Annotated in this window: 23 protein-coding genes; 17 read left to right on the top strand and 6 right to left on the bottom strand. The window is 59.1% G+C overall.

The annotated features are described in order from the left end of the window. Positions 1-4 precede the first annotated feature (4 nt). The 8 genes from trbE to ACVWWD_RS28465 are packed head-to-tail and all read left to right on the top strand — an operon-like array spanning position 5 to position 8,220. Complete coding sequence (gene trbE, locus ACVWWD_RS28500) at positions 5-2,551, top strand: conjugal transfer protein TrbE (RefSeq protein ID WP_457103593.1); 2,547 nt, start codon at positions 5-7, stop codon at positions 2,549-2,551. A gap of 32 nt (positions 2,552-2,583) precedes the next feature. After that, positions 2,584-3,297, top strand: coding sequence for a P-type conjugative transfer protein TrbJ (gene trbJ, locus ACVWWD_RS28495; RefSeq protein WP_457103653.1), 714 nt, complete (start codon positions 2,584-2,586; stop codon positions 3,295-3,297). A gap of 11 nt (positions 3,298-3,308) precedes the next feature. Further along, positions 3,309-3,677 carry a putative entry exclusion protein TrbK-alt gene (gene trbK-alt / locus ACVWWD_RS28490; protein ID WP_457103592.1) on the top strand — a complete coding sequence of 123 codons (369 nt, stop codon included), beginning with the start codon at positions 3,309-3,311 and terminating at the stop codon, positions 3,675-3,677. Then, positions 3,674-5,044, top strand: coding sequence for a P-type conjugative transfer protein TrbL (gene trbL, locus ACVWWD_RS28485; protein WP_457103591.1), 1,371 nt, complete (start codon positions 3,674-3,676; stop codon positions 5,042-5,044). Before trbK-alt ends, trbL begins: the two co-directional genes overlap by 4 nt. Beyond that, a complete protein-coding gene (gene trbF / locus ACVWWD_RS28480) occupies positions 5,041-5,727 on the top strand; it encodes a conjugal transfer protein TrbF (protein WP_457103590.1) in 687 nt (228 codons plus the stop codon). Before trbL ends, trbF begins: the two co-directional genes overlap by 4 nt. 47 nt (positions 5,728-5,774) lie before the next feature. Then, on the top strand, positions 5,775-6,788 hold the full coding sequence (gene trbG / locus ACVWWD_RS28475) for a P-type conjugative transfer protein TrbG (protein ID WP_457103589.1): 1,014 nt from the start codon (positions 5,775-5,777) through the stop codon (positions 6,786-6,788). Then, complete coding sequence (locus ACVWWD_RS28470; protein WP_457103588.1) at positions 6,785-7,999, top strand: TrbI/VirB10 family protein; 1,215 nt, start codon at positions 6,785-6,787, stop codon at positions 7,997-7,999. The genes trbG and ACVWWD_RS28470 overlap by 4 nt, the downstream gene beginning before the upstream one ends. Next, positions 7,996-8,220 carry a DUF2274 domain-containing protein gene (locus ACVWWD_RS28465; RefSeq protein WP_457103587.1) on the top strand — a complete coding sequence of 75 codons (225 nt, stop codon included), beginning with the start codon at positions 7,996-7,998 and terminating at the stop codon, positions 8,218-8,220. Before ACVWWD_RS28470 ends, ACVWWD_RS28465 begins: the two co-directional genes overlap by 4 nt. On the opposite strand, the gene ACVWWD_RS28460 is transcribed toward ACVWWD_RS28465, so the two are convergent. From ACVWWD_RS28460 to ACVWWD_RS28445, 4 genes are all read right to left on the bottom strand, one after another. Next, complete coding sequence (locus ACVWWD_RS28460; RefSeq protein ID WP_457103586.1) at positions 8,212-8,631, bottom strand: LysR family transcriptional regulator; 420 nt, start codon at positions 8,629-8,631, stop codon at positions 8,212-8,214. The genes ACVWWD_RS28465 and ACVWWD_RS28460 overlap by 9 nt on opposite strands. A gap of 15 nt (positions 8,632-8,646) precedes the next feature. Continuing rightward, positions 8,647-9,255, bottom strand: coding sequence for an acyl-homoserine-lactone synthase (locus ACVWWD_RS28455; RefSeq protein WP_457103585.1), 609 nt, complete (start codon positions 9,253-9,255; stop codon positions 8,647-8,649). An 81-nt stretch (positions 9,256-9,336) separates the two neighbouring features. Continuing rightward, a complete protein-coding gene (locus ACVWWD_RS28450; RefSeq protein WP_143974152.1) occupies positions 9,337-10,089 on the bottom strand; it encodes a helix-turn-helix transcriptional regulator in 753 nt (250 codons plus the stop codon). 391 nt (positions 10,090-10,480) lie between these two features. Further along, complete coding sequence (locus ACVWWD_RS28445; protein WP_457103584.1) at positions 10,481-11,686, bottom strand: DmpA family aminopeptidase; 1,206 nt, start codon at positions 11,684-11,686, stop codon at positions 10,481-10,483. Between the two features lie 359 nt (positions 11,687-12,045). Here ACVWWD_RS28445 and ACVWWD_RS28440 point away from each other — a divergent pair, with 359 nt between their 5' ends. From ACVWWD_RS28440 to ACVWWD_RS28425, 4 genes are all read left to right on the top strand, one after another. After that, a complete protein-coding gene (locus tag ACVWWD_RS28440) occupies positions 12,046-13,038 on the top strand; it encodes an ABC transporter permease (RefSeq protein WP_457103583.1) in 993 nt (330 codons plus the stop codon). Between the two features lie 2 nt (positions 13,039-13,040). After that, complete coding sequence (locus ACVWWD_RS28435; protein ID WP_168991781.1) at positions 13,041-13,715, top strand: ABC transporter permease; 675 nt, start codon at positions 13,041-13,043, stop codon at positions 13,713-13,715. Positions 13,716-13,844: 129 nt separating this feature from the next. Continuing rightward, on the top strand, positions 13,845-14,624 hold the full coding sequence (locus tag ACVWWD_RS28430; RefSeq protein WP_457103582.1) for a transporter substrate-binding domain-containing protein: 780 nt from the start codon (positions 13,845-13,847) through the stop codon (positions 14,622-14,624). Positions 14,625-14,640: 16 nt separating this feature from the next. Continuing rightward, positions 14,641-16,287: a N,N-dimethylformamidase beta subunit family domain-containing protein gene (locus ACVWWD_RS28425; protein ID WP_457103581.1), complete on the top strand. Its 1,647-nt coding sequence runs from the start codon at positions 14,641-14,643 to the stop codon at positions 16,285-16,287. A gap of 146 nt (positions 16,288-16,433) precedes the next feature. Here ACVWWD_RS28425 and speB read toward each other — a convergent pair whose 3' ends face one another. After that, positions 16,434-17,381, bottom strand: a complete 948-nt coding sequence (speB, locus tag ACVWWD_RS28420; protein ID WP_136616889.1) for an agmatinase — start codon at positions 17,379-17,381, stop codon at positions 16,434-16,436. Positions 17,382-17,571: 190 nt separating this feature from the next. Between speB and ACVWWD_RS28415 the strand changes: the two genes are divergently transcribed. The 5 genes from ACVWWD_RS28415 (at position 17,572) to ACVWWD_RS28395 (ending at position 22,946) form a co-directional block, all read left to right on the top strand. Next, positions 17,572-18,525: a LysR family transcriptional regulator gene (locus ACVWWD_RS28415; RefSeq protein ID WP_136616888.1), complete on the top strand. Its 954-nt coding sequence runs from the start codon at positions 17,572-17,574 to the stop codon at positions 18,523-18,525. Between the two features lie 326 nt (positions 18,526-18,851). Next, positions 18,852-19,604: an amino acid ABC transporter ATP-binding protein gene (locus ACVWWD_RS28410; RefSeq protein WP_281288539.1), complete on the top strand. Its 753-nt coding sequence runs from the start codon at positions 18,852-18,854 to the stop codon at positions 19,602-19,604. 60 nt (positions 19,605-19,664) lie between these two features. Then, on the top strand, positions 19,665-20,972 hold the full coding sequence (locus tag ACVWWD_RS28405) for an aminotransferase class III-fold pyridoxal phosphate-dependent enzyme (protein WP_457103580.1): 1,308 nt from the start codon (positions 19,665-19,667) through the stop codon (positions 20,970-20,972). Positions 20,973-20,985: 13 nt separating this feature from the next. Continuing rightward, positions 20,986-21,363 (top strand): nuclear transport factor 2 family protein, encoded by a 378-nt coding sequence (locus tag ACVWWD_RS28400; protein ID WP_457103579.1) that lies wholly within the window; start codon positions 20,986-20,988, stop codon positions 21,361-21,363. Positions 21,364-21,518: 155 nt separating this feature from the next. Continuing rightward, on the top strand, positions 21,519-22,946 hold the full coding sequence (locus ACVWWD_RS28395) for an NAD-dependent succinate-semialdehyde dehydrogenase (RefSeq protein ID WP_457103652.1): 1,428 nt from the start codon (positions 21,519-21,521) through the stop codon (positions 22,944-22,946). A gap of 224 nt (positions 22,947-23,170) precedes the next feature. Here the strand turns inward: ACVWWD_RS28395 and ACVWWD_RS28390 are convergent, their stop codons facing one another. Continuing rightward, entirely contained in the window at positions 23,171-23,470 is a 300-nt protein-coding gene (locus ACVWWD_RS28390) for a hypothetical protein (RefSeq protein ID WP_457103651.1), read from the bottom strand. Between the last annotated feature and the right edge of the window lie 214 nt (positions 23,471-23,684).

Raw genomic sequence — 23,684 nt, 5'->3', positions numbered from 1 at the left:
GCCCATGATGAACCTGGCCGAATACCGCAAACGCTCATCCAACCTCGCCGACTATCTGCCCTGGGCTGCACTGGTCGCGCCGGGCGTGGTGCTCAACAAGGATGGTTCGTTCCAGAGAACCGCCCGTTTTCGCGGTCCCGATCTCGACAGTGCGACGCCGGCGGAACTGGTCGGCACGACGGCGCGGCTGAACAGCGCGTTGCGCCGTCTCGGCTCCGGCTGGGCGATCTTCGTCGAAGCCGTTCGGCTTGCCGCGCAGCACTATCCCGAAGGTCTCTTCCCCGACAACGCCTCGGCGTTGGTCGATCTCGAACGTCGTGAACAGTTCGAGGGTGAGATCGATCAGGAATCGTCCCAGTGGGGCGGTCGCCGGCCGAACGGAAAGCTGTTCGAGAGCAGCTACTTTCTCACCTTCGTTTGGATGCCGCCGGCCGAGGACGCTTCTCGCATCGAGAGTTTGCTGTACGAAGGTCGGGAGAAGAGCGGCGTCGATCCGTGGGAACTCCTCAAGGGTTTTGTAGACCGCACCGACCGAGTGCTGAACCTGGTCGAAGGTTTTGTCCCGGAAGCCGCATGGCTCGATGACGCCGAGACTCTGACCTACCTGCATTCCTGTATTTCCACGAAGCGGCATCGGATCCGCGTGCCTGAGACGCCGATGCATCTCGATGCGCTGCTGGTCGATCAGCCGCTTGCGGGTGGATTGGAACCGAGGCTCGGCGATGCCCATCTGCGCACGCTCACCATAATCGGCTTCCCCACCGCGACTTTTCCGGGGATCCTCGACGACCTCAATCGGCTTGCCTTCGTCTATCGCTGGTCGACGCGGGCGATCATGCTCGACAAGACAGACGCCACGCGCCTGCTGACGCGCATTCGCCGTCAATGGTTCGCCAAGCGGAAGTCGGTCGCAGCCATCCTCAAGGAGGTAATGACCAACGAGGCATCCGTTCTTTTGGACACCGACGCCGCCAACAAGGCAGCCGATGCTGACGCCGCCCTTCAGGACCTCGGCTCCGACCAGATCGGCCAGGCCTATGTCACCGCAACGGTGACGGTATGGGATGCAGATCCGTCAATCGTCGACGAGAAGCTTCGGCTGGTGGAAAAAATCATCCAGGGCAGGGACTTCACAGCAATCGTCGAGGGCGTCAACGCCGTCGAAGCATGGCTCGGAAGCATCCCAGGCCACGTCTATGCAAACGTCCGCCAGCCGCCACTGTCGACACTGAACCTCGCCCACATGATCCCGCTCTCGGCGGTCTGGGCGGGACCTGTCGAGGACGAGCATTTTGGCGCCCCGCCACTGTTCTTTGCCAGGACGGAGGGTGCTACGCCATTCCGGTTCAGCCTGCATGTGGGCGATGTCGGCCACACCCTCGTCATTGGCCCCACCGGCGCCGGCAAGTCAGTCCTGTTGGCGATGATGGCGCTGCAGTTCCGGCGCTACGAGAACAACCAGATTTTTGCATTCGACTTCGGCGGCTCGATCCGCGCGGCCATGCTGGCCATGGATGGCGACTGGCACAATCTTGGCGGCAATGCGTCGAGTGGACAGGGGCCGGACGATCCGCTCGCTCTGCTCACCTTGGCGGACCTGTCGGATGACGTCGACGCCGTTTCGCTGCAGCCGCTTGGCCGTATCCACCACACGTCGGAGCGGGCCTGGGCGGCCGACTGGCTCGTCGACATTCTTCAGCGCGAGGGTGTCCCCGTCACGCCGGAGGCCAAGGAATATCTCTGGTCGGCGCTGACCTCGCTGGCCAGCGCGCCGGTTCAGGAACGGACACTGACCGGCCTGTCCGTGCTGCTGCAATCTTCGCCTCTGAAGCAGGCACTCCGGCCTTACTGTATCGGCGGTCCCTATGGCCGGCTGCTCGACGCCGAGCACGAGCGGCTGGGTGAAGCTTCCGTCCAGGCATTCGAGACCGAAGGCCTGATCGGCACGGGTGCGGCGCCCGCCGTGCTTGCCTATCTCTTCCACCGCATCGAGCGGCGTATGGATGGGCGGCCGACGCTGCTGATCATCGATGAAGGTTGGCTGGCGCTCGACGATGGCTTCGCCGATCAGCTCCGCGAATGGCTAAAAACCCTTCGCAAGAAGAATGCTTCCGTCATCTTTGCTACGCAATCGCTCTCCGACATCGACGGCAGCAGAATAGCGCCGGCGATCGTCGAGAGCTGTCCGACGCGGCTGTTCCTACCGAACGAACGCGCGATTGAACCGCAGGTCACGGCCATCTATCGCCGCTTTGGTCTCAACGATCGCCAGATCGAGATCGTCGCCCGAGCGACGCCGAAGCGTGACTATTACTGCCAGTCGCGTCGCGGCAACCGGCTATTCGAACTGGGCCTTGGTCCGATCGGGCTAGCGCTGTGCGCCGCATCGTCCAAGTCCGACCAGGCGGCAATCAACCGGATCATCATCGAGGGCGACCGAGCACATTTCCTCGAGGCCTGGCTTACCGATCGCGGTCTCGGCTGGGCCGCCGACCTGGTTCCCGATCTCACCAATGTCATCGACCAATCCGCAAAGGAGATTCCGTCATGAATTCCGTTCGCAACAATCTTCGTTTTCGACACATGACGGCAGCCAGTGTCATCACCGTCGCGATCGCGCTGTCATCGGCCCCGGCGTCGGCGTTCATCGTCTTTGATCCCACCAACTACAGCCAGAACCTTCTCCAGGCCGCTCGCGCCCTGGAGCAGATCCAGAACCAGATCACCTCGCTTCAGAATGAGGCGCAGATGCTGATCAACCAGGCAAAGAACCTCACCTCGCTGCCGACCTCGCTGCTTGGCCAGATAGAAGGCAATTTCTCTCAAATGAAGACCCTGCTCGGCGAGGCCGACAGGCTCGCCTACAGCGTCCAGGACATCGAGAGCCAGTTCACCTCGACATACGAGAGTTTTGGTTCGGACCTCTCCAGCCAGCAGCTTGTCGATGGCGCGCGTGAACGCTGGCAGACATCGATTTCGGCCTTCGAGCACTCGCTGAAGGCGGGTGCCGTCGCCGTGGACAACATCGAGGGGACACAGGAACAGACGAGCGCGCTGGTCGGCGCCAGCCAGTCGGCCGTCGGCGTGCTCCAGGCGACGCAAGCCGGCAACCAGCTTCTCGCCGTGCAGGCCAAGCAGGTCGCCGACCTTACCGCGATGATGGCAGCGCAGGGGCGCGCCAACGCGCTGGAACAGGCGAGGAAGGCTGCCGCGCAGGAGCAAGCACGAGAACAGTTCAGCCGCTTCATGACGGGCAGCGGTTACAGCCCGTCATCCGTAAAGATGTTCCACGATTGAGGCCTGTCGCCATGGATCTCAAGATCGCCGCCCGGATGACAGCCGTTCTCGCCCTTGTCGCCGCCATGACCGCCGCCTTCATGGCATTGCGTGGCGACGGCTCGCAGGACGCGTCCTCCCCGCGCTCCGCACATCCGGGCGGCGAGCCGGCAGGAGTCGAACTTGCGCGATGCCGGAACATCGGCATGGCCGCGATCGCCGACGAAGCCTGCAGGAAGGCCTGGGCGGAAAACCGCCGGCGATTCCTTCGGCCGGCACAGCCCGCGGCACCTTACGCAGTTCCGTCAGTCGAGAAGGACCAGAGCCGGCTCCTGCCCCTTCAGCCCTCGATGCTCCAGGGTGAGCAAGATCAACGCCGCTCGAACACGGTAACGCCATGAATGACACCGGCGTCATCGACCGCTTCCTGGAAACCTTCACTCGTTACATCGATTCAGGGTTTGGCCTGCTCGGCGGCGAGGTCGCCTTTCTCACGTCCACCCTGATCGTCATCGACATCACGCTCGCCGGCCTGTTCTGGGCCTGGGGCGCGGACGAGGACGTGCTGCACCGGCTGGTGAAGAAGACGCTCTATATCGGCTTCTTCGCCTTCATCATCGGCAACTTCAATCGTCTCGCCGGCATCGTCTTCGAGAGTTTTTCCGGGCTCGGCCTGAAGGCCGGAGGATCCGCACTTTCGGGCTCCGCGCTGCTTCAACCGGGACGCGTCGCACAGGTCGGCATTGACGCCGGCAATCCGATCCTTGAGGCAGCAAGCCAGCTGATGGGCTACGTTTCCTTCTTCGAGAATTTTGTCCAGATCGCGGTGCTGATGATCGCATGGGCGATCGTGCTCATCGCCTTTTTCATTCTGGCCGTGCAGATCTTCGTCACGCTAATCGAGTTCAAGCTGACGACGCTTGCCGGTTTCGTGCTGATACCCTTCGCACTCTTCAACCGGACCGCTTTCCTTGCGGAAAAAGTGCTCGGCAACATTGTTGCTTCGGGCGTGAAGATCCTTGTGCTCGCCGTCATCGTCGGTATTGGCTCGGGTCTTTTCGGCGAGTTCACTCAAGGTTTTGGCGCCGAACAGCCGACGATCACGGATGCGCTGTCGCTCGTTCTTGGCGCCCTATCGCTGATGGGGCTTTCGATCTTCGGTCCCGGCATCGCTACAGGTCTTGTTTCCGGCGCCCCGCAACTCGGCGCGGGTGCTGCCGTCGGCACCAGCCTTGCCGTCGTCGGCCTTGGTGCTGCTGGTGCCATGGGCGCCCGCGCCGGATTGAGCGGCGGCGCAAGTGCGCTCAGTGCAGGTGGACGCATGTCAGCGGCCGCCGCACGTGGTGGCGCGCATTTGGCCGGCAGCACCTCGACAGCTTACGGCCTCGCCGCCGCAACATCCGGACAGAGCGGTGCTTGCTCGATCGCCGCCGGCATTGCCGGGGTCGCCAAGGCTGGTGCCGGCGCTGCCGTTCAGCCGGTGAAGCAGGCAATGTCGCGCGCGGCTTCAGCCCTGTCTTCCAGCCAGCAGGCTGGCCGCTCGGCTGCATGGACCGCAACGGGTGGAGAGCAGCCAGCAGCAGCTGCTGCTTCAGGGCGTGCGTCGACAACTGAATCCGGCGCCGGATCGCCGCCCGCATGGGCCAACCGCATGAAGCGCGGCCAGGCCATGAGCCATGGCGCGGGCATGGCCGCGCATTCCGTCCGGTCCGGCGATCATGGCGGCGGCTCGATGAATGTTTCCCTCAATCAGGACGACCGCCGATGAACCTCTTCAAACGACCTTCCGTTCGTTACGGAACGACGCCTCAACCGGAGACGCCGTACCAACGTGCTGCGCAAGTCTGGGATGAGCGCATCGGCGCGGCTCGCGTGCAAGCAAAAAACTGGCGGCTGATGGCCTTCGGCGCGCTGGTTCTGGCAAGCGGTTTCGCCACCGCGCTGATCTGGCAGTCGACGCGTGGCACGATCGTGCCCTGGGTCGTGCAGGTCGACAAGCTCGGCGAGGCGCAAGTGGTCGCTTCAGCTGTCGCCGACTATCGGCCGACCGATCTGCAGATTGCATGGCATCTCGCCCGCTTCATCGAACAGGTCAGAAGCATCCCGGACGATCCCGTCATTGTCCGCCAGAATTGGCTGCGCGCCTATGACTACACGACCGACCGCGGCGCCGTCTCGCTGAACGACTACGCCCGCCTGAACGACCCTTTTGCCAAGGTCGGGAAAATCCAGATTGCGGTCGAGGTCTCCAGCGTTATCCGCGCCTCGCCGGACTCGTTTCGTGTCGCCTGGATCGAGCGCCGCTACGAGAACGGTAGCCTGGCCAGCACCGAACGTTGGACCGCCATCCTCACCATCGTCATTCAACAACCCCGCGATGCCGACCGGCTGAAGGCCAATCCGCTCGGTGTCTACGTCAACGCCATCAACTGGTCGAAAGAGCTTTCATGAAGCGCGCGATACAAGCAGGAAGAGCAAGGGGACATTCAACCCGCAACATGACGAAGGCGCGTGTGCTTGTCCTGGCACTGCTGTCGGCGACAGCACTCGCCGGCTGCGCCTCGAAAAAATACATTCCGCCGGAGATCCAATACGACGATGCTGTGCCTGCCGTGCAGAAGGCCGATCCGCCTGGTGCGGTGAAGGTGGTGGAGCTGCCGAAACCGCTTCCGCTGCCCGGCCAGTTGAAGCCGATAGAGACCAGTAAGGCTAAGGCGGAGCCGGCCGATCCCAAACAGAGGATCAGCCAGGCCAATGAGGCCGCGCGAATGCAGCCTGTCCGCGATGGTTTTATCAACGCGATCCAGCTGTATCCCTGGAGTGAAGGCGCGCTGTACCAGATCTATGCCGCGCCCGGCCAGGTCACCGACATCGCGCTGCAGCCGGGCGAGCAGCTTGTTGGCTCCGGTCCTGTCGCTGCCGGCGACACTGTGCGCTGGATCATCGGCGACACGCAGAGCGGGGCAGGGGATCGGCTTCAGGTCCACATCCTCGTCAAGCCGACGAGGCCCGATCTCCAGACCAACCTCGTCATCAACAGCGATCGTCGTACCTATCATCTCGAGCTGCGATCGACCGAAAGCACCTACATGGCATCGGTTTCATGGCAGTATCCGCAAGATCAGCTGATCGCACTCCGGCGCCAGAACGCACAGGTTTCCGCCGCGCAGCCGGTCGCTGCCGGCGTCGACATCCAGAAACTCAACTTCCGCTACCGCATCGAGGGCGACACGGCGCCGTGGAAGCCGCTGCGTGTGTTCGATGACGGCACAAAAGTCTATATCGAATTCCCGCCCGGCATCGCTCAGGGTGAGATGCCGCCGCTCTTCGTCATCGGCCCATCGGGCGGCTCGGAACTGGTCAACTACCGCGCTCGGCAAAACTACTATGTCGTTGACCGGCTGTTCGCCGCAGCTGAACTGAGGCTCGGCGACAAGACGAGCGAGAAGCGTGTCAGAATCGTGCGCACTGACGGGAAAAGACCGCCGCGCAGCGCGGGGCTGTTCCGATGAGCGACGTTGCAGATTCCCCGAACGTGGACATCAGAGCCGACCTGCGTCTGAGGCCCGAGCCCGCCAGCGTCACGCGCCTTTCGCGCAAGGTGCTGATCGGTCTTGGTGGAGTGGCCAGCGTTGCGATCCTTGGCACACTGATCTGGGCGCTCGACACCAGGCGGCGCGGCAACGATGAGCCTTCCGAACTCTTCACTACTGAAAACCGCTCGACCGCCGATGGATTGCAGACATTGCCGAAGGACTATGCCGGCGTTCCGAAACTCGGGCCAGCGCTGCCAGGCGATCTCGGCCGGCCGATCCTGCGTGCACAGGAGCAGGGCAGGCCGGTCATTGCGCCCGGCATAACCTCGCCCCGCGTCGATCCGGAAGAACAGCGCCGCCTCGCCGAGATCGAGGCCGCGCGCATTGCAAAGCTCTTTACCGATACCAACACGCGGACAAATCCAGGGCGGCAGGGTGCTGTCGAAGGAGAAGCCATGGCCGGGTCCATGTCCGGTCTGACGCTCCCTACAGAACAGCGCCCGCTCGACACCGGCGCCACTCCAGACATCCAGGACCGCAAGCTCGCCTTCGTCAATGCGAATCCGGATCGCCGCACCGTGAGTCCTGACCGTCTCGCCGGGAAAGCCTCGCCATATGTTGTGCAGGCCGGGTCTGTCATTCCGGCCGCCTTGATCACCGGCATCCGATCCGACTTGCCGGGCCAGATCACCGCCCAGGTTACCGAGAACGTCTATGACAGTCCGACAGGATCCTATCTCCTGATCCCGCAGGGCGCGAGGCTGATCGGCCAGTACGACAGTCAGGTCGCTTTCGGCCAGTCACGCGTGCTGTTGGTCTGGAACCGGCTGATGTTGCCCGACGGAAATTCGATTGTACTCGAGCGTCAGCAGGGTTCGGACGCCCAAGGGTTGTCCGGACTTGAGGACGAGGTCGACCATCACTGGGGGCAGCTGTTCAAGGCGGCGGCGCTTTCGACATTGTTGGGCGCCGCCTCCAGCATCGGTTCCAGCGACAACGAGAGCGATATCGCCAAGGCGATCAGAGAAAGCGCTCAAAACTCGACGAGCACTGTTGGCCAGCAGATCGTGGGCCGCCAACTCGATGTCCAGCCGACCCTGACAGTACGCCCTGGATTTCCGGTTCGCGTGATCGTCAACCGGGATCTGGTGCTTGCGCCATACGGTGATGAGAGGCCGCATTCATGACTAAGCTCAAGCTCGCCACCATTCCTGATGATCGACAGGTCAAGATAACGATCGATTTGCCTGCCGCAGTTCACCGAGATCTTGTTGCCTACGCGGAGGTGCTAAGCCGTGAGACAGGCCAGACAGTCGCTCCTGCAAAGTTGGTCACGCCGATGCTGACACGATTCATGGCGACGGACCGTGCCTTCAGCCGAGCCCGGCGCGAACCTAAGTCAGAGTGAGCGAGTCGCGGCACGTTTGTCCTCCACGAAGCGCAGGGCGATATCAGGCCTGCGCCGGACGAAATCCGCAACGGCATCAAGGAACGCGATTGCGTGCACGGACGCATCGAAGCCGATCGACATGGCGCCAGCTTCTAGGCCTCGATGTGTGTTGACCATGGCGAGTGCTTCATCGAGGTCGATCAGAACGCGGCGCAGATTGCGCAGAAATTCCGCGCCGTCCAAGGTAGGCCGGACACCGCCCGTGTGACGTTCAAACAGGACCGTTCCAAGCGAGTCCTCTAGGTCACGGATGCGCCGGCTGAGGGCGGAATGGTGGATTCCCATGTGTCGAGAGGCGCCGAGGAAACTGCCTTCCTCGGCGACGACAACTGCGCAATCGAGTGTAATGAGCTGGACGCGTCGCCGCATAGCACTTCGTCGTGCTCAATTGTCTACGGTGCCGGCTCGCGGGCTCGGTTTACGCATCTCGTTCAATCTGGCGAGCGTCCGCTCGTCGAAACTGGCAGTTACAGCCATCGTTTCCTCGCCGCCGATGACCTGCGGTAGGCCAAGCGGTGTGACCCGAAAATGGAGTTGAACGAGCCGCAGCAGCCAGAGTGGATTCATCTCGATGATGATTGTGTCGACTCCTCGGCCTAGTCCCCATTCGACGATACCGGAAAGGAGCGCGTTCGCCACAGGACTGAGGATCCTGCCGCGCTCGCGATGACCGGCTTCGACGCAATAGCGGGTCCACTCCCAGATGTTCGGACCGGCGGGTGGTAAGCCTTCGCAGAGATCCGAAAGGACTTCGGTGAGAAGGTGCGGCCTGATGGAAGGAAGCATCCGTTGATAACCGATGACGTGACCGTCCGCGATAAAAAGCATGTGAACGGCGTGTTCGTCATCGAAGCGGTCCGTTTCGAGCCCGTTCTCCTGCGCAAGCTCAATCCACCTCTTCTCATCTACAAAGACTTTGTGGCGAAGTCGAAATGCCTCGTCCATTTCCTGGCGGTAGGAACTGAAGTTTTCGGCAGTCACAATGTGGAGCATCTGTCGTCCTCCGGTGCTGAAGTTCGACTGACACTGCGACGTTCATCTGCACTCGGATATCACGTGATCCCGTGAGCTTGTTCAGGAAATAAGACCGAGTCTGAATGCCTCGGCGACGGCGTGAATGGTGCTCGTCACGCCCAGCCTATTGCGTACGATACGCAAATGGGTGTCTGCAGTGTTACTGCTGATGGTCAGGCGCCCAGCAATCTGGTCGACAGTTAGCCCCTCCGCGGCCCAATGGAGCACGTCAAGCTGACGTCGCGACAGGTGAATATGCTTCCGCGGCCGCTCACCCCTGACTAGAACGGAAGCGGATCCAAAAGCACAGGCGGCAACGAGTTGGAAAGCCATGCGCTGGATTGGATCCGCCTCGAGCTTTTTTCCCGCAATTGAAACACCTACCGGCAGGCGTTCAATAGTCGAAAATGCCACCGTAAATCCATCAGACAGGTCGAACTCTGTCGCTTCATTCATGATTCGACGACCGACCGCGGAGACGTTGCAGAGCGCTCCTACTTCGTTCCAAGTAAATGGGAGACAGCACTGTCTCACAAGACGAATAGTCGGGTCGCGATAGAGGTATCCGCTCGAAAAATATCGGTTTGACCACTCTTCCGGCCACGCATCGAGAAGGACATGTGACAGCTGTTCGCGACGCGATGCAGATGGTGGTGGGATAGCACCAGCGAGAAGATTTGTCGCGCCTAAACATCCCGCGAATGCGAGCAGACAGTCGCAGACATCCTGCAACGTCCGGCTTTCCTGGATGTCTGAAATATATCGGCCGGTCTCTTCAAGCTGGCGGCGCCAACTATAAGTCTTTCCCCGCACTGTTTCTAACCACCTAAAGTCCTCGGTGTATCTGAAATCGTTTCACTCGGCGTCTCGGGATTTCGTGTCCAACAGTTTGGAGCTCGTCCGCCGAGAAGATGCGAGCTCGGTTTATTACTGGCGACGGCCAGCGACAGCGAGTTGAAAAGTGCTCCGCAATCCTTGCCATCTGGCTTCGACTGCGGAGCACGCTTCCGCCTTGGAGGCAAGCCTATGCAGCAATTATTGAGAACAACGAATGGTTTGCCATCTCTTGGGGTGACACACAGCACCGGTCTTTCCCATGTCTCAACGGCGGTGTTGAAGTTCGTCGCGAAACAGCGTTGTCCATTTGTTTTTACGCGGTTCCTGACGGAAAACCGTGCCGCACTTTTCCGGAATTGGTTCAACCTCACTTCGCCTGCTCCCTGCCGTACAGCCCGAGAAGCTGTTTCAGCTTGTCGTGAGGCAGACCGAACAGGGTGTAGCCGTCCCCGCCCGTCATCGTGTCGGCAGCCACCAGGGCGTTGACGATCGCCTCCTCCGTAGCCTCCACCGTCGCCTGGAACACGGGGTCAAGCTGCCCCGTGGCCAGCATCGGGCCTTCATTTATCTTTTCGTCGGGCACGTCGTTCGCGGCGGAGGTCGTGGAGAAGGAGACGATCAGGTCGCCGGACCCGTTGCCCGAAAAAGAACCGAGCCGGCCGAGACCCAGCGAAGCGCGCCTTGCCACGCGGTTCAGCTGGATGGAATTCAACGGAACGTCGGTCGCCACGACGACGATGATCGACCCGTCGTCGGGAACCGGCTTTCCGCCGCTGCCGTCGGCCTGGCACTCGGGGTTCTTTTTCTCGATGGATTGGCCCGGCGCGTAGCACGGCAGCCATTTTGCCGCCAGTTCTCGTCCGACCGGAACGCCCGAAATGCGAAGGACCTGCCGCGCGCCCGTGTTGCATTGAACGAGCACCCCCACGGTGTAGGGTTTTTTGTCGATGGAGATCGCTCGCGATGCCGTGCCGATGCCGCCCTTGAAGCCGAAGCACCGCATGCCGGTGCCTCCGCCGACATTGCCCTCGGCGACCGGGCCTCCATTGGCGCGGTCGATCGCCTCCATCGCGTGCTCCGGCTTGACGTGGAAGCCCTGAATGTCATTCATCCCGCCGTCCCACGTCTCCGCCACGACCGGCGTCACCGCCTCGCCGAATTTCTGCGCGGACCACCGCTGTATGCCGGCATAGACCTGCCCGATGGCGTTGGTGTTGGAAATGCCAATGGGGCCATAAACGAGGCCGAGGTCCTGCAGGTAGGACTGGCCGGTCATTTCCCCATAGCCATTCAGGTTGAAGAAGCCGCCGTTCACCGGCTTCGAACTGGCGTGGCCTCTCGGCAGAACGACCGTCACGCCGGTCCGGACCGGACCTTGCCCCACATTGATCCGACCGTCCCCTTCGATCAAGGTGACATGGCCTACCTCGACGCCGGCAACGTCGGTAATCGCGTTGAGCTTGCCCGGCGTCCCGTCGAAATCTACGCCCAGGTCGCGGGCGCGTTCCCTGGATGCCGCCATGCCGCTCGGCAGCGATGCCGCAAGCAGGACCGGAATGAATTTCTTAAGCACGCCAAACCTCCCAAACCCCTGGTTCGGGCAACCTTATCGCTCTTGAAAGACAGACAAATAGCGACGCGGGTAATATTGCATCGAATTGGTCGATGTATCACGATACGGTTCTCGTGCAGTGTCGCTCTTCTCTGGCCCGCGCGTTGACACTTACATGGGTTCGACGCGTGCCCGGCTATAGACTGCGGATATTCATGTCCTCCGTCATGACGGGGAAGTGGGCTCATTCCGGCGATTTCATTGCTGCTGTTCTCCGATTGCCCTTCAATACCCTCAGTCCTTCAGATAGGAGCCTCATCCGCAAACCGTCCCGCTGAGCTATGTCCACGGCTGCGTTCAGTTCGTCTCAAAATATGCTCTTGAGCAAGGTCAGCGTCGTTTGTGTCGTGGGTACAAAACAGCTGCGCCTCCTCAATTCGGCGTTGCGGCCCGTTATCGATGCAACGCCGACGTTTGGTGGTCGCGTATGTTCTTATATTCCATCGGCTCCCAGCTGGTTACGTATGATCGCTTGCCGAAGCGGCCGCCTTGGAGCGGGTCGATACATCTGCATTCACGATGTATGCGCAACATATTGCGGATTTAACATTCTAAAGATTGCACTCATTAATCCATTCGATTGGTTGGGCGGCAAGGGGATATGGCGCATGGAGCTAGTGGGTTTCAGTGCCGGTGGCTGGGGCTGGTCGTTCCTAAGTGGTCTGGTCGTCACCGTGGAAGTGGCAATCCTTGCCCTGCCGCTGGGTCTGTTTTTCGGCCTCTTGATTGCATTGGGGAGGCGAAGCAAATCGCGCCTTCTCAGGATTGCATCAATTGGCTACGCGAATGCATTCCAGGCGATCCCAGAATTGTTGACTATCTTTGCTATCTACCATGGCTGCTCCCATCTCATTCAGCTTTTGATGTCGGGCCTCGATATCCAGACGTCGTGGACCGTTCCGGGTGTTGCGGCTGGGTCGTTTGCTCTCAGTCTCGTGTTCGCTGCGTATTCAAGCGAGATCTGGTTGGGTGCTCTGGCGGGCATCGGGCGGGGCCAATACGAAGCAGCAATGTCTCTCGGACTTTCGGGCATCGTCTCCTTGAGAATTGTCGTACTGCCTCAGGCATTCCGGCTCGCTCTTCCTGGGCTCGGTAATCTCTGGATCATCCTCCTGAAAGATACCGCGCTTGTATCGCTAATATCTGTCTCCGAGTTCATAAGAGCAGTAAACTTGGCGGTTGCGGCAACACATAGATACTTCATTCTCTATCTATTCGCCTGTCTGGGTTACATCGTTCTGACAAAGATATCGGAATTTGTTCTCGAACGATTGAATCTGAGAGCAAGTCGCCACCTTGTGCGGGCGGCATGATCATGGATACGTCGCTGGTCGTCGACAACGCCGGACGTCTCTACGAAGGGTTCAAGCTAACGCTTGCATTGGTGGGATTGTCTGCCGCCTGCGCCGCAATCGTGACCGTCCCATTGGTGTTGGGATTGCGCTCGAATGCATGGGCGCCGCGCGCTGTTTCCGGTGCGTATGTCACCTTCTTTCGCGGGTCTCCGCTCCTGGCTCAGCTTTTCCTGATCTACTATGGGAGTGGCCAATTTCGACCGCTGTTGGAGTATCTCGGCGTCTGGTGGCTTTTCCGCGACGCGTTCTTCTGCAGCGTTCTGGCATTTGCCCTTAATTCAGCGGCCTACACCGCAGTTTTGGTGAAGGGAGCGATCGATGCGCTACCCGAAGGGCAATGGGAAGCTGCTGCTGCTCTTGGGCTTGGCTGGTTCGCTACGCTGCGAAAAGTCATTTTGCCCCAAGCTATCCGAGTAGCCTTGCCTGGCTACGGGAATGAGATCGTTCTCCTGACCAAGGCAAGCTCCATAACAATGGCTGTTACCCTGTACGAGTTACTTGGAGTTATAAAAGTAATATATTCGAGAACATTTGATATAACCATATATATCTGGGCCGCTGCGATATATATCGTCATTGTCTCTGCGATCAGGCTCGGCTTTGCGCTGTTGGAGCGATCATTTTTTCGATGGTGATGTTTTGCGATGGCCCGGCAACAGATCCCGGGGGGAACGGCAGCGGTCGATTCAAGAGTGTGCGGCAAGGAGTGGGCTGCGTCAGACGCTAAGAGAAATAACAAGTGTTTAACAAGGGAGAGCAAGCAAATGAAATCAACAAATCACTACAAGCGACTATTCGTGGTGGCCTCGCTGTCACTCAGTGTCTCGTCGGCAATGGCTGAGCAGCGCACGTTAAAAATTGGCACCGATGGCCTCTATCCTCCTTTCAGCGTCGTTGACAACTCAGGCAAGATAACCGGTCTCGACATTGAAATCGGCGATGCGATTTGCGCCAAGCTGAACGCAAAGTGCGAATGGACGGCGCAAGACTTCGAAGGCTTGATACCCGCCGTCCAGAACGGCCGCTACGACATGGTTATCGCCTCGCACTCGATCACGGCTGAACGAAAGAAAGTCGTGGACATGATCAAGTATTACAACAACTCCGCGAGCTTCGTGGTTCGAAAGGATACCGACGGCTCCGACCTGTCTCCCGCCAAATTCGCGGGAAAAGCCGTAGGCGCCCAAACCGGGACGGTCCATGCTTCCTATCTTGAGAAAAACTTTTCAGGAGCGACCCTGAAATTCTATCCTTCCCAAATCGAGGCCTATGCCGATCTCAGCGCCGGTCGGATCGATGCCGTCATGGGGGATACGCCGACTCTCTACACGTGGGTGCAAGGCGAGGGGAAGGATTGCTGCAAGGTCTCGGAAGCCAAGATTACGGATCCATCCATTGGAGACGGCGCCGGGATCGTCATCAAGAAAGGCAATGAGCCATTGCATTCGGAGGTCCAGAGGGCCGTCGATCTGATGTGGTCAGACGGAGAATTTGACACGCTTTGGGCGAAATACTTTCCTTTCCGCATCGGAAACGACAAGTGACCAAGATCCTCGCGCCATGAGCGGCCAATCTCAAGCCCAATCCTCTGACGTTGATTGGCGGCGCGAGGCTGTGCAGGGAAACTTCGCCGAAAGGCCCCCCTCCGATCCAGGGGGGCCGATCCGGATATGGTTATATTCAGATCGCATTTCGTACGGACCAGGCGACCCGATTCGAATCTCCGTCAACACCAACGCGCAACGCTATTCGCTCGAAATATACCGGGACGGCGCCCATCGTCAGCTGGTGTTTCGCCGTGATGGTATCCCAGGCACTTGGTCCGCCACAGACGTCAATTGTTCGGAGCTGGGCTGCGACTGGCCGGTTTCGGCAGTCGTATCCGACACAGAAAGCTGGCATTCGGGCGGCTTTGTCATCAGAGCTTTCGCTGCATCCGACCGTGATGGCATTCTCGCCGAGAGCGAGCACGTCGTCATCATCGGGCCGGATCGTCAAAAGCGGACGACCGCGACCAATGAAAGGCTGCTTCTGATAGCGGCGACGGCCACATGGACAGCCTATAATGACTGGGGCGGCTCCAATCATTATCAGGGCCTGTCCGGGCCTAAGGGAAATGACTTTTCGCCGCGTCTGAGCGTTCAGCGACCTTACGCCCGGGGGTTCGTCAGCATTCCCGATGAGGCTCCGCGTGCCGTGCTGCTGGATCAGCCCGGCATCTTGGAAGAACCGAAATACCCGCATATGGAGTGGGCCTATCGCAACGGATACAGCAAAAAATATGTCTCGGCTGGGTGGGCAAGTTTCGAACGAAGATTCGTGATTTGGGCCGAGAAAGAGGGCTATCAGGTCGACGTCATATCTCAGACCGATCTGCACAACGACCCAGCCATTCTGTCCGGTTACCGATGTGTGGCGACCATCGGCCATGACGAATATTGGTCGTGGGAAATGCGCGACGCGATCGATGCTTATGTCGAACGCGGCGGCTGTATCGCAAGGTTTGCCGGAAATTTCATGTGGCAGATCCGGCTGGAGGACGGTGGGAGTACGCAAGTTTGCTACAAGTATACAGCTCGTGATCGAGATCCATTGATGACAAAGGGGCCAAGGCATCTCGTGACCGAGTCCTGGGAGGCGGGCGAAATAGGGCGACCCGGTGCCTCGACGTTCGGCCTCAACGCTACCCAAGGCATGTATGCGAGCTGGTCCGGATGTTCACCCCGTGGGGCAAAGGGATTTCCTCTCTACCGTCCGGATCATTGGGCATTCGCGCAAACTGGACTGTATTACGGGGACATCATTGGCGGCCAGAGCGGCGTATTCGGCTACGAGGTTGATGGGATTGGCTACGAAATCCGCGGGGGCCTGCCATTCGTTGCTCCCGGAATGGTAGCACCTGCTGGTATGGAAATACTGGCTCTAGGCCTGTCGTCGACCATGGAGGAGGGGGATTCGATAAAGACAGGCCAGACGTTTCTAGGACGGGAAGATGCAGAGTATGTCGCCATGGTTCTAACCGGGTCGGCCGATGAGGCAAGCATCGAGAAGACGAAAAGGGGATGTGGCGCAATCGTTCACTTCGAACGCGGAAAGGGGCAAGTCTTTCATGCAGGAAGTTCCGATTGGATAATGGGGCTTGTGCGTGATGACCAGATCGTTGCGCAGATCACCAGGAATGTTCTTGACCGATTTCTGGCCCTTTAGCGGATCAGCGATTGCAAGAGCAGCCGTCGAACAGGTTCCGCGCCAAAGTTCCTTGCGACAGGGCCAGCCTCGGGAAGATTCTTTTGCGAGCGCTTGAGTATGGAACGTCGGAAAGGCTGGCGCGTCGCACGCACCAGCCCAACCCCCTATCTGCTGATCACGCCAGGCATGACACAAAGCAGTTCAAAAAGTAGGTTTGCAGCGGTGATCGCTGTTGTTCCCGTAGTGTCGTAAGGTGGCGACACTTCGACCAGATCGGCGCCGACAATATTCAACCCTTTGCACCCCCGAATGATTTCCAGGGCCTGGATGGTTGTGAGCCCACCGATCTCCGGCGTCCCCGTGCCAGGGGCGATTCCGGGATCGAGGCTGTCGATATCGTAACTCACGTAGACAGGGCCGTCGCCCATCTGCTGTCGGACTTCGGCCATCAGCGGAGTAAGCGACTTATGCCAGCAGTCTTCCGCCGTGACGACGCGGAATCCCTGCCCACGCGGCCAGTCGAAATCTTCTGCGGCGTAACCGGACCCTCTTAGCCCTATCTGAACCACACGCTTGCAGTCCAGAAGACCTTCCTCGACAGCGCGCCGGAACGGTGTTCCATGCGCAATGGCTTCGCCAAACTGATGCTCATTGATGTCGGCGTGTGCATCGATATGGATGAGCCCGACTGGACCGTGCTTGCGCGCCATCGCTTGCAGGATCGGATATGTGAGGGTGTGGTCTCCCCCGATTGCGAGCGGCTTGCAGTCGAACTTCAAGATGCCGTCGAAGAATTGCGAGATTATGCGCACCGACTTCTTCAAATCATAAGGGTTCGTCGGGACATCTCCAATGTCCGCGACCTGGAGGCTGTCGAACGGGGCGGCTCCAGTTCCCATATTGTAGGGGCGGATCATCACCGATTCAGCGCGAACCTGACGCGGACCAAACCGTGCACCACTCCGGTTCGACGTGCCAATATCCATGGGTACGCCGACAAAACAGGCGTCCAGTCCCTTCGCGTCCGGCGCGTGAGGTAACCTCATCATCGTCGTAATACCTGCGAAGCGTGGCATGTCATTGCCGCCAAGCGGTTGATTGAATGTGGTCATAGTTGCTTCTCCGAATTCTCTTTTTCAGCCGGCATATGCGCGGTGGGCAAAACGAGAGCTCTCAAAATCGGGTCGCCCATCAACGGGCGATCCATGGCGAATTTCTTGCGTCAGAAAAATAGCGATTAACCCGTGTTGTATCGGGCCTGCCGATGTAACATTTTGAATTTGCCGATGAGGAGGGAATGTTATGCGACGCGTTCACGACATTGATCTCAAGTTGCTTCGTACATTTCGCGCGATCGTCGAGGCGGGCGGCCTCGTCGGGGCGCAGCTCACTTTGAACGTGTCTCAATCGACGCTTTCCACGCAACTGGCGGATCTTGAGAAAAGGCTTGGGTTTCGCGTGTGCTACCGAGGTCGATCAGGATTTGCGCTCACAAAGGCCGGGCAGCAGACCTACGACGCGTGTGGGGACCTGTTCTCAGCCGCCGACCGGTTTCAGAATACCGCTGCCTCGATCTCGGGTGAACTCAAGGGTGTATTGCGGCTAGGCATAGCGGACGCGATGATTACCAACCGGGCTTGGGACTTGTCGGCAATTCTCGGTGAGTTCAACGACCGCGCCAAGAAGACCGTGATCGAGATCTTCATGGACTCGCCTGGCAATATGGAGCGGTTAGTCATCGAAGGGGCGCGAGACGTTACGATCGCCGGCGCCTTTACCCGAAAAACCGTCGGCGTCGTCTATATACCTCTCTTCAATGAGCAGCACGCGATCTTCTGCGCAAACGACCATCCACTGGCAAGCCAGGAACTCGTTGAGACCGCCGAGTTGAAACGCTATGCTTTTGTCGCGCGCCGCTATCTGCACCGATACGATCTCGAGCGAGTTGGGCACCTCAACCCCGGTGCAGTCGTAGAGGAGATAGAGTCGCAAGCGCTTCTGATACAATCAGGCCGCTTCATCGGCTATCTGCCCGTGCACTACGCTGACATCCTGCCTTCGCTTACGAGGGTGAGAACTACAGACGGCACCGACTATTATTCGCCTTTCTACCTTCTTCACAAAACCAACGCCGAAGAAAACCTTCTCGTCAGAAATTTCGTCAACAGAGTTCGAGAATTTAAAATTCGGAAATCAGCGCAGCATTCGCAGTCGATACAGCCCCTTGAAGGCGGTATCGGCCGAAAAAGGCGCTAGCGCTTATATTCGATTTTTCGATGTAAGGTGCTGAAAGATCGAATAGACTAAAGCGTCTCACGACCGCTAGCTGCTCCCGTCTATGCGCCGCTGTGGCGAAGATGGGAGCTGCGATGCGAACCGTTGTGATCAATATCCATCTCGCGCCGGCGGTCGCTGCCCCGCGCCTCCGTCGGCGAACAGCGTTTCCGTTTCCTCTGGGAGGATTTTCGACAGGCCGGTTCATCGCGCCTGTCAGCCCTCGTGTCGTGGACGTTCTGGCACTCGACGGTGCCGGCGAACTCCGCTTGCAGCGCGCAACCTGAACTACCTGACCGAGATAGAAAATGACCTCAGGCTCACCAATGATCAGCCTTGACAGGATCCATAAATCCTATGGGTCGCTGCAGGTGCTCAAGAGCATAAGCCTCGCCGTTACTGCTGGCGAGCGGGTGGTGCTATGCGGCCCCTCGGGATCGGGAAAAAGCACTCTGATCAGGTGTATCAACGGTTTGGAAACGCGGACCAGCGGGCAGATTCTGGTAAATGGCCACGAGTTGCACCCCAACTGTGAAAACATTGCCGATCTCAACGGAGAGGTCGGAATGGTCTTCCAACAATTTAATCTGTTTCCACACCTGACGGTTCTGCAGAACCTGATGCTGGCGCCGAGAATTGTGAGGAAACTGTCTCGTGAGGAGACACGGGCTCGGGCCTTGCGCCTCTTGGAGCGCGTGAAGATCGCAGACAAGGCCGATGCGTATCCGGGACAGTTGTCAGGCGGACAGCAGCAGCGTGTCGCAATCGCGCGTGCCCTTTGTATGCAACCGAAGGTGATGCTGTTTGACGAGCCTACCTCCGCCCTGGACCCCGAGATGGTCAAGGAAGTCCTCGACGTCATGACCGATCTGGCTCGGGAAGGCATGACGATGATCGTCGTCACTCACGAGATGGGGTTTGCAAGGACAGTGGCTGATCGAGTGATCTTCATGGATGGCGGGGTGATCGTGGAAGAAGACGCGCCGGCGTCATTCTTTGCTAGGCCGAAGCATCCACGTACGAAGGAATTCCTTCGGCAAGTGTACGAACACATCCACTAGTCGCGCATCGCGCCCACATACCGCAAAAGCCATCAAACGCTTAGATCTAAGGAGGCTCGCATGAGCAGACTTCTGCAGACTGGACTCAATGCGGGCAAGGATCCGCTCATCAAAGTGATCGACGGGGAAGGTGTCTACTTCGTTCTTGCGGACGGTCGCCGGCTGATTGATGGAAGCAATACAGGCGGTCCGCTCGGCCACAAGCATCCCGTTATGGTGGAGGCAATGAAGAAGGCGGCTTCGAACCCCGTCATCAACGAAGGTTGGTTCTGGGCTGAACGTGAGGCCGCTGCCGAGGACCTGATCGATATCGCCTTCGGCGAAGAGAAAAGTTGGGTTGGGGCCGTCCGTTTTTTCCTCAGTGGCAGCGAGGCCAACGACCTGGCGCTGACATTCTGCCAGGCTCTAACCGGGCGCAGAGAACTGGCCACACGCGAACGCGCCTATCACGGTATGGCTGGTCTCGCTCGCCAGATGACAGTGCAGCCGCACTGGCATGGCGGCCTTGCCCTTCAAGGTGGTGGCAGCAAGCCAGTTCCATCGCAAGCTTCGGTCCGGATCCTCCCAGCCCCTGTCAATGCAAAGTATGGCGGCGTTTCCGACAATCGGCCCCTCGCCGAGCGAATGGCGGGTACGGAAGAGATACTGTCTTCGGTCGCGGCAACGATCATAGATTACACGCAAGGCGGCATCTATTACGATTCCGGATATCAGGATTATGTTGCCAATGCCGCCCGCAAGGCAGGGTCGTTGTGGATCGCCGATGAGGTCGTGACGGGCCTAGGTCGTAGTGGTCGCTGGTTCGCGTTCCAAGGCGGCGAAACCCGTCCAGACATCGTGACGCTCGGGAAGTGCCTGGCTGGTGGATCGGCACCAGCAGGAGCCGTCGTGATGTCGAAGGACGTTGTAGACCAGATGAAGGACAAGAGCTGGCAGACCTATAGCACCTTCCGCGCGCACCCAAGCGCGGTCTCGGCCATTAGGGCTTACCTTTCCGTGATGGCGGATGGACAAATCATCCGCCGCGTCAAAGAGCTTGAGACTCGGATGCAGCAACGGCTCGTCGAGATCGCTCGCAAGCACCCGAGCGTTGCTCGCGTCGACGGCTTTGGTCTGCATTGGACCATCGAGTTGCATGGTCCCGACTGGCGCCACTGGTATGCAGACACGATCGAGGCGCCGATTGCATCGCGTGTTGCTGCCCGGGCCATCGAGGCCGGTGCCGTCATAGGCACCAGTGGCGAACAGACTTCGCTCTTTCTTGCGCCTTCGTTCATCATTTCCGACGACGAACTGGATACGCTCATCTCCGCTCTCGATCATGGCCTAGAGCTCGCCGATGCCGAGTTCGAGCGTGGCGTCGCCTAAACGAGGACAGGATATGGACACGACAAACGCAGCCACGAAAGCGGTCCGCAAGGCCGCACAGATGTATCTGGACGCGCTGTTCTTCGGAGACGTCCAAGGATTTCGCTCCGTCTTCCATCCTCAGGCACAGCTTTACTCTGCCACTGATGGAAAACTCACCAACCTGACTGTCGATGCATACATGGACATAGTCGCCAGCCGCCCGTCCCCTCAAGAGAAGGGCGATCACCGCCAAGATGAAATCCTTTCAGTGTCCGTGGGTAGTCCGACGACAGCACATGTTCGGGTCAAAGACGTCTACATGCCCAAAAGGTTTGTCGACGATCTCACCTTCGTGCAGCTCGACGGCAAGTGGCAAATCGTTTCGAAGGTCTGGCACTTCGATTTGTGACTGAGGATGCTTGCGGGATTTTTCAAAGACGCGTGGCTCCACAAAATAACATCGGCACCGCACGCCACGTTGTTCCGGCGGTCTCGCCACTCTCGTTGAGGAGGTAGGAAACCTTGGTCGCATTGGCATCGAAGTTGAAAGATTCCACTCTGTTCATGGAAAAGGCTTTTGTCGCCGGCCAATGGACAACAGCTCGAAGCGGAGCCACGTTCGACGTTATTGACCCAGCCACCGGGCAAAAGATTGCAGCAGTCCCGGATCTTGCGGCGGATGATGTTATACTGGCGATAGCCGCCGCTTACCGGGCGCAGAAGCCCTGGGCGAAGTTCACCGCGAAAGATCGCGCATCGAGCCTGCGCACGTTCTATGACCTGATCGTGGCAAACGCAGACGATTTGGCGATCATCCTTACCGCGGAGATGGGCAAGCCTCTGCAGGAGGCTAAAACCGAGGTGCTGTACGGGGCAGCCTACGTCGAATGGTTTGCCGAGCAAGCCAAGCGCATCGATGGCGACGTAATCCCAAGCTATCAGCTCGACAAGCGTATCTTCGTCGTGAAGAGGCCGGTCGGTGTAGTTGGCGCCATTACGCCATGGAATTTCCCGAGCGCCATGCTCGCGCGCAAGCTCGCGCCGGCGCTGGCCGTTGGCTGCTCGCTCGTTGCGAAACCTGCTGCGCAGACGCCGCTGTCGGCACTTGCACTCGGTGTGCTCGCCGAACGCGCTGGCCTGCCCCCTGGTGTGTTCAATATCGTCACCTCCACAGACGCTGCAATGGTTGGATCGACGCTGTGCGCCAGCGAACTGGTCAAGAAGATTTCTTTCACCGGTTCAACAAATGTCGGCCGAATCTTGATGCGACAGGGAGCTGATCAGATCAAAAAGCTCAGCCTTGAGCTTGGCGGCAACGCCCCATTCATCGTGTTCGACGACGCCGATCTCGAGGCCGCGGTTGAAGGAGCGGTTGCGGCCAAGTTCCGCAACGCCGGACAGACGTGTGTCAGCGCGAACCGCATATACGTTCAATCCGGAATATACGATACGTTCGCGGAAAAATTCTCCCTGCGCGTCAGCCGCCTGAGGGTCGGCAACGGTTTTGCGGAAGGGTCCGAACTTGGTCCGCTGATTGATGCGAACGCAGTGAAGAAGGTCAACGCACATCTGGAAAACGCGCTTTCCCTAGGCGCACGCGTTACAGTAGGGGGCGAGCCCAACAGGGCATCCGACCAGTTTTTCCTGCCGACTGTCCTGGTCAACGTCACTTCGGAAATGACAATCGCTCGGGAGGAGACATTTGGTCCGCTTGCGCCGCTCTTCTCATTCGACACGGAAGAAGAGGTTATTGCGATGGCGAACGATACCGAGTTCGGTCTCGCAGGATATTTCTATTCGCGTGATCTCGGCCGGATATTCCGCGTCGCAGAGGAGCTGGAAACGGGAATGGTAGGCATTAACACCGGCCAGATCTCAAGCGAGATGGCGCCATTTGGCGGAATCAAACAGTCTGGCCTTGGTCGGGAGGGTTCTAAGTACGGAGTGGATGACTACTTAGATATCAAATACGTGTGCCTGAGCGTTGGATAGCCGCTAACCCATTGTTTTTCTAAGCTCCTACGGCCTTCGAGCCCACAATTTTCTTGGAGGACATCGGGGCCAAGCGGGACCAGTCCGCTATCGGTATCGGTAGCTGCGCCTCCGCGGTTCGAACCTGCGCCACGGCCGGCGAAGGCTTGATGAGAGGCACACCGGTCAGAGACGGAATGTAGCCGCGCAGGCACCCCAGACGATTTGGCGAACACAGCACTTGGCTATGCTGCAAGCGTTTCGACGTCGACATCCTCGTCAGCCGCGACCTCAGGAAACAGACGCGAAAGAGCGGCCCCTCTTGCCGGGCGATCGAGGGCGTACGATGTTCGCGTAAAGCGCGTTCCCTCCAGAAGTCCATCGATGTACCCCGTAGTCGTGTCAGCCGCCATGATCAGCGCGGTATCAACGGCATGGATGTATCGGCTCGTCACTGTGCCACGCGAATGACCGAGCAGAGCCGCAACGGTAGCTTCTGTGAAACCGAGGTCGTTGGCGATGCTGGCGAAGCTATGGCGGAGCACGTGGGGCGTTATGCCCTCGAGTGTGGTCCCCTTGAGAACCTTCTTCAAATATTTAGGGAAGCCAACCAGCGGCTTACCCTCGACGTGCCCGGAAAGACGAAGGTGTCTTGCTCATTCCTGCTTAGATCATCCGTCATGTCCAGGACCGGCAGCCCGACAGGCCTTACAGAGACCCCTTCCTTGCTGTCCTCGAAGCGAAGTCAAAATCATAGCG

Source organism: Mesorhizobium sp. URHB0026, from assembly GCF_054059755.1.
This window is presented reverse-complemented; position numbering and strand designations above follow the sequence as displayed.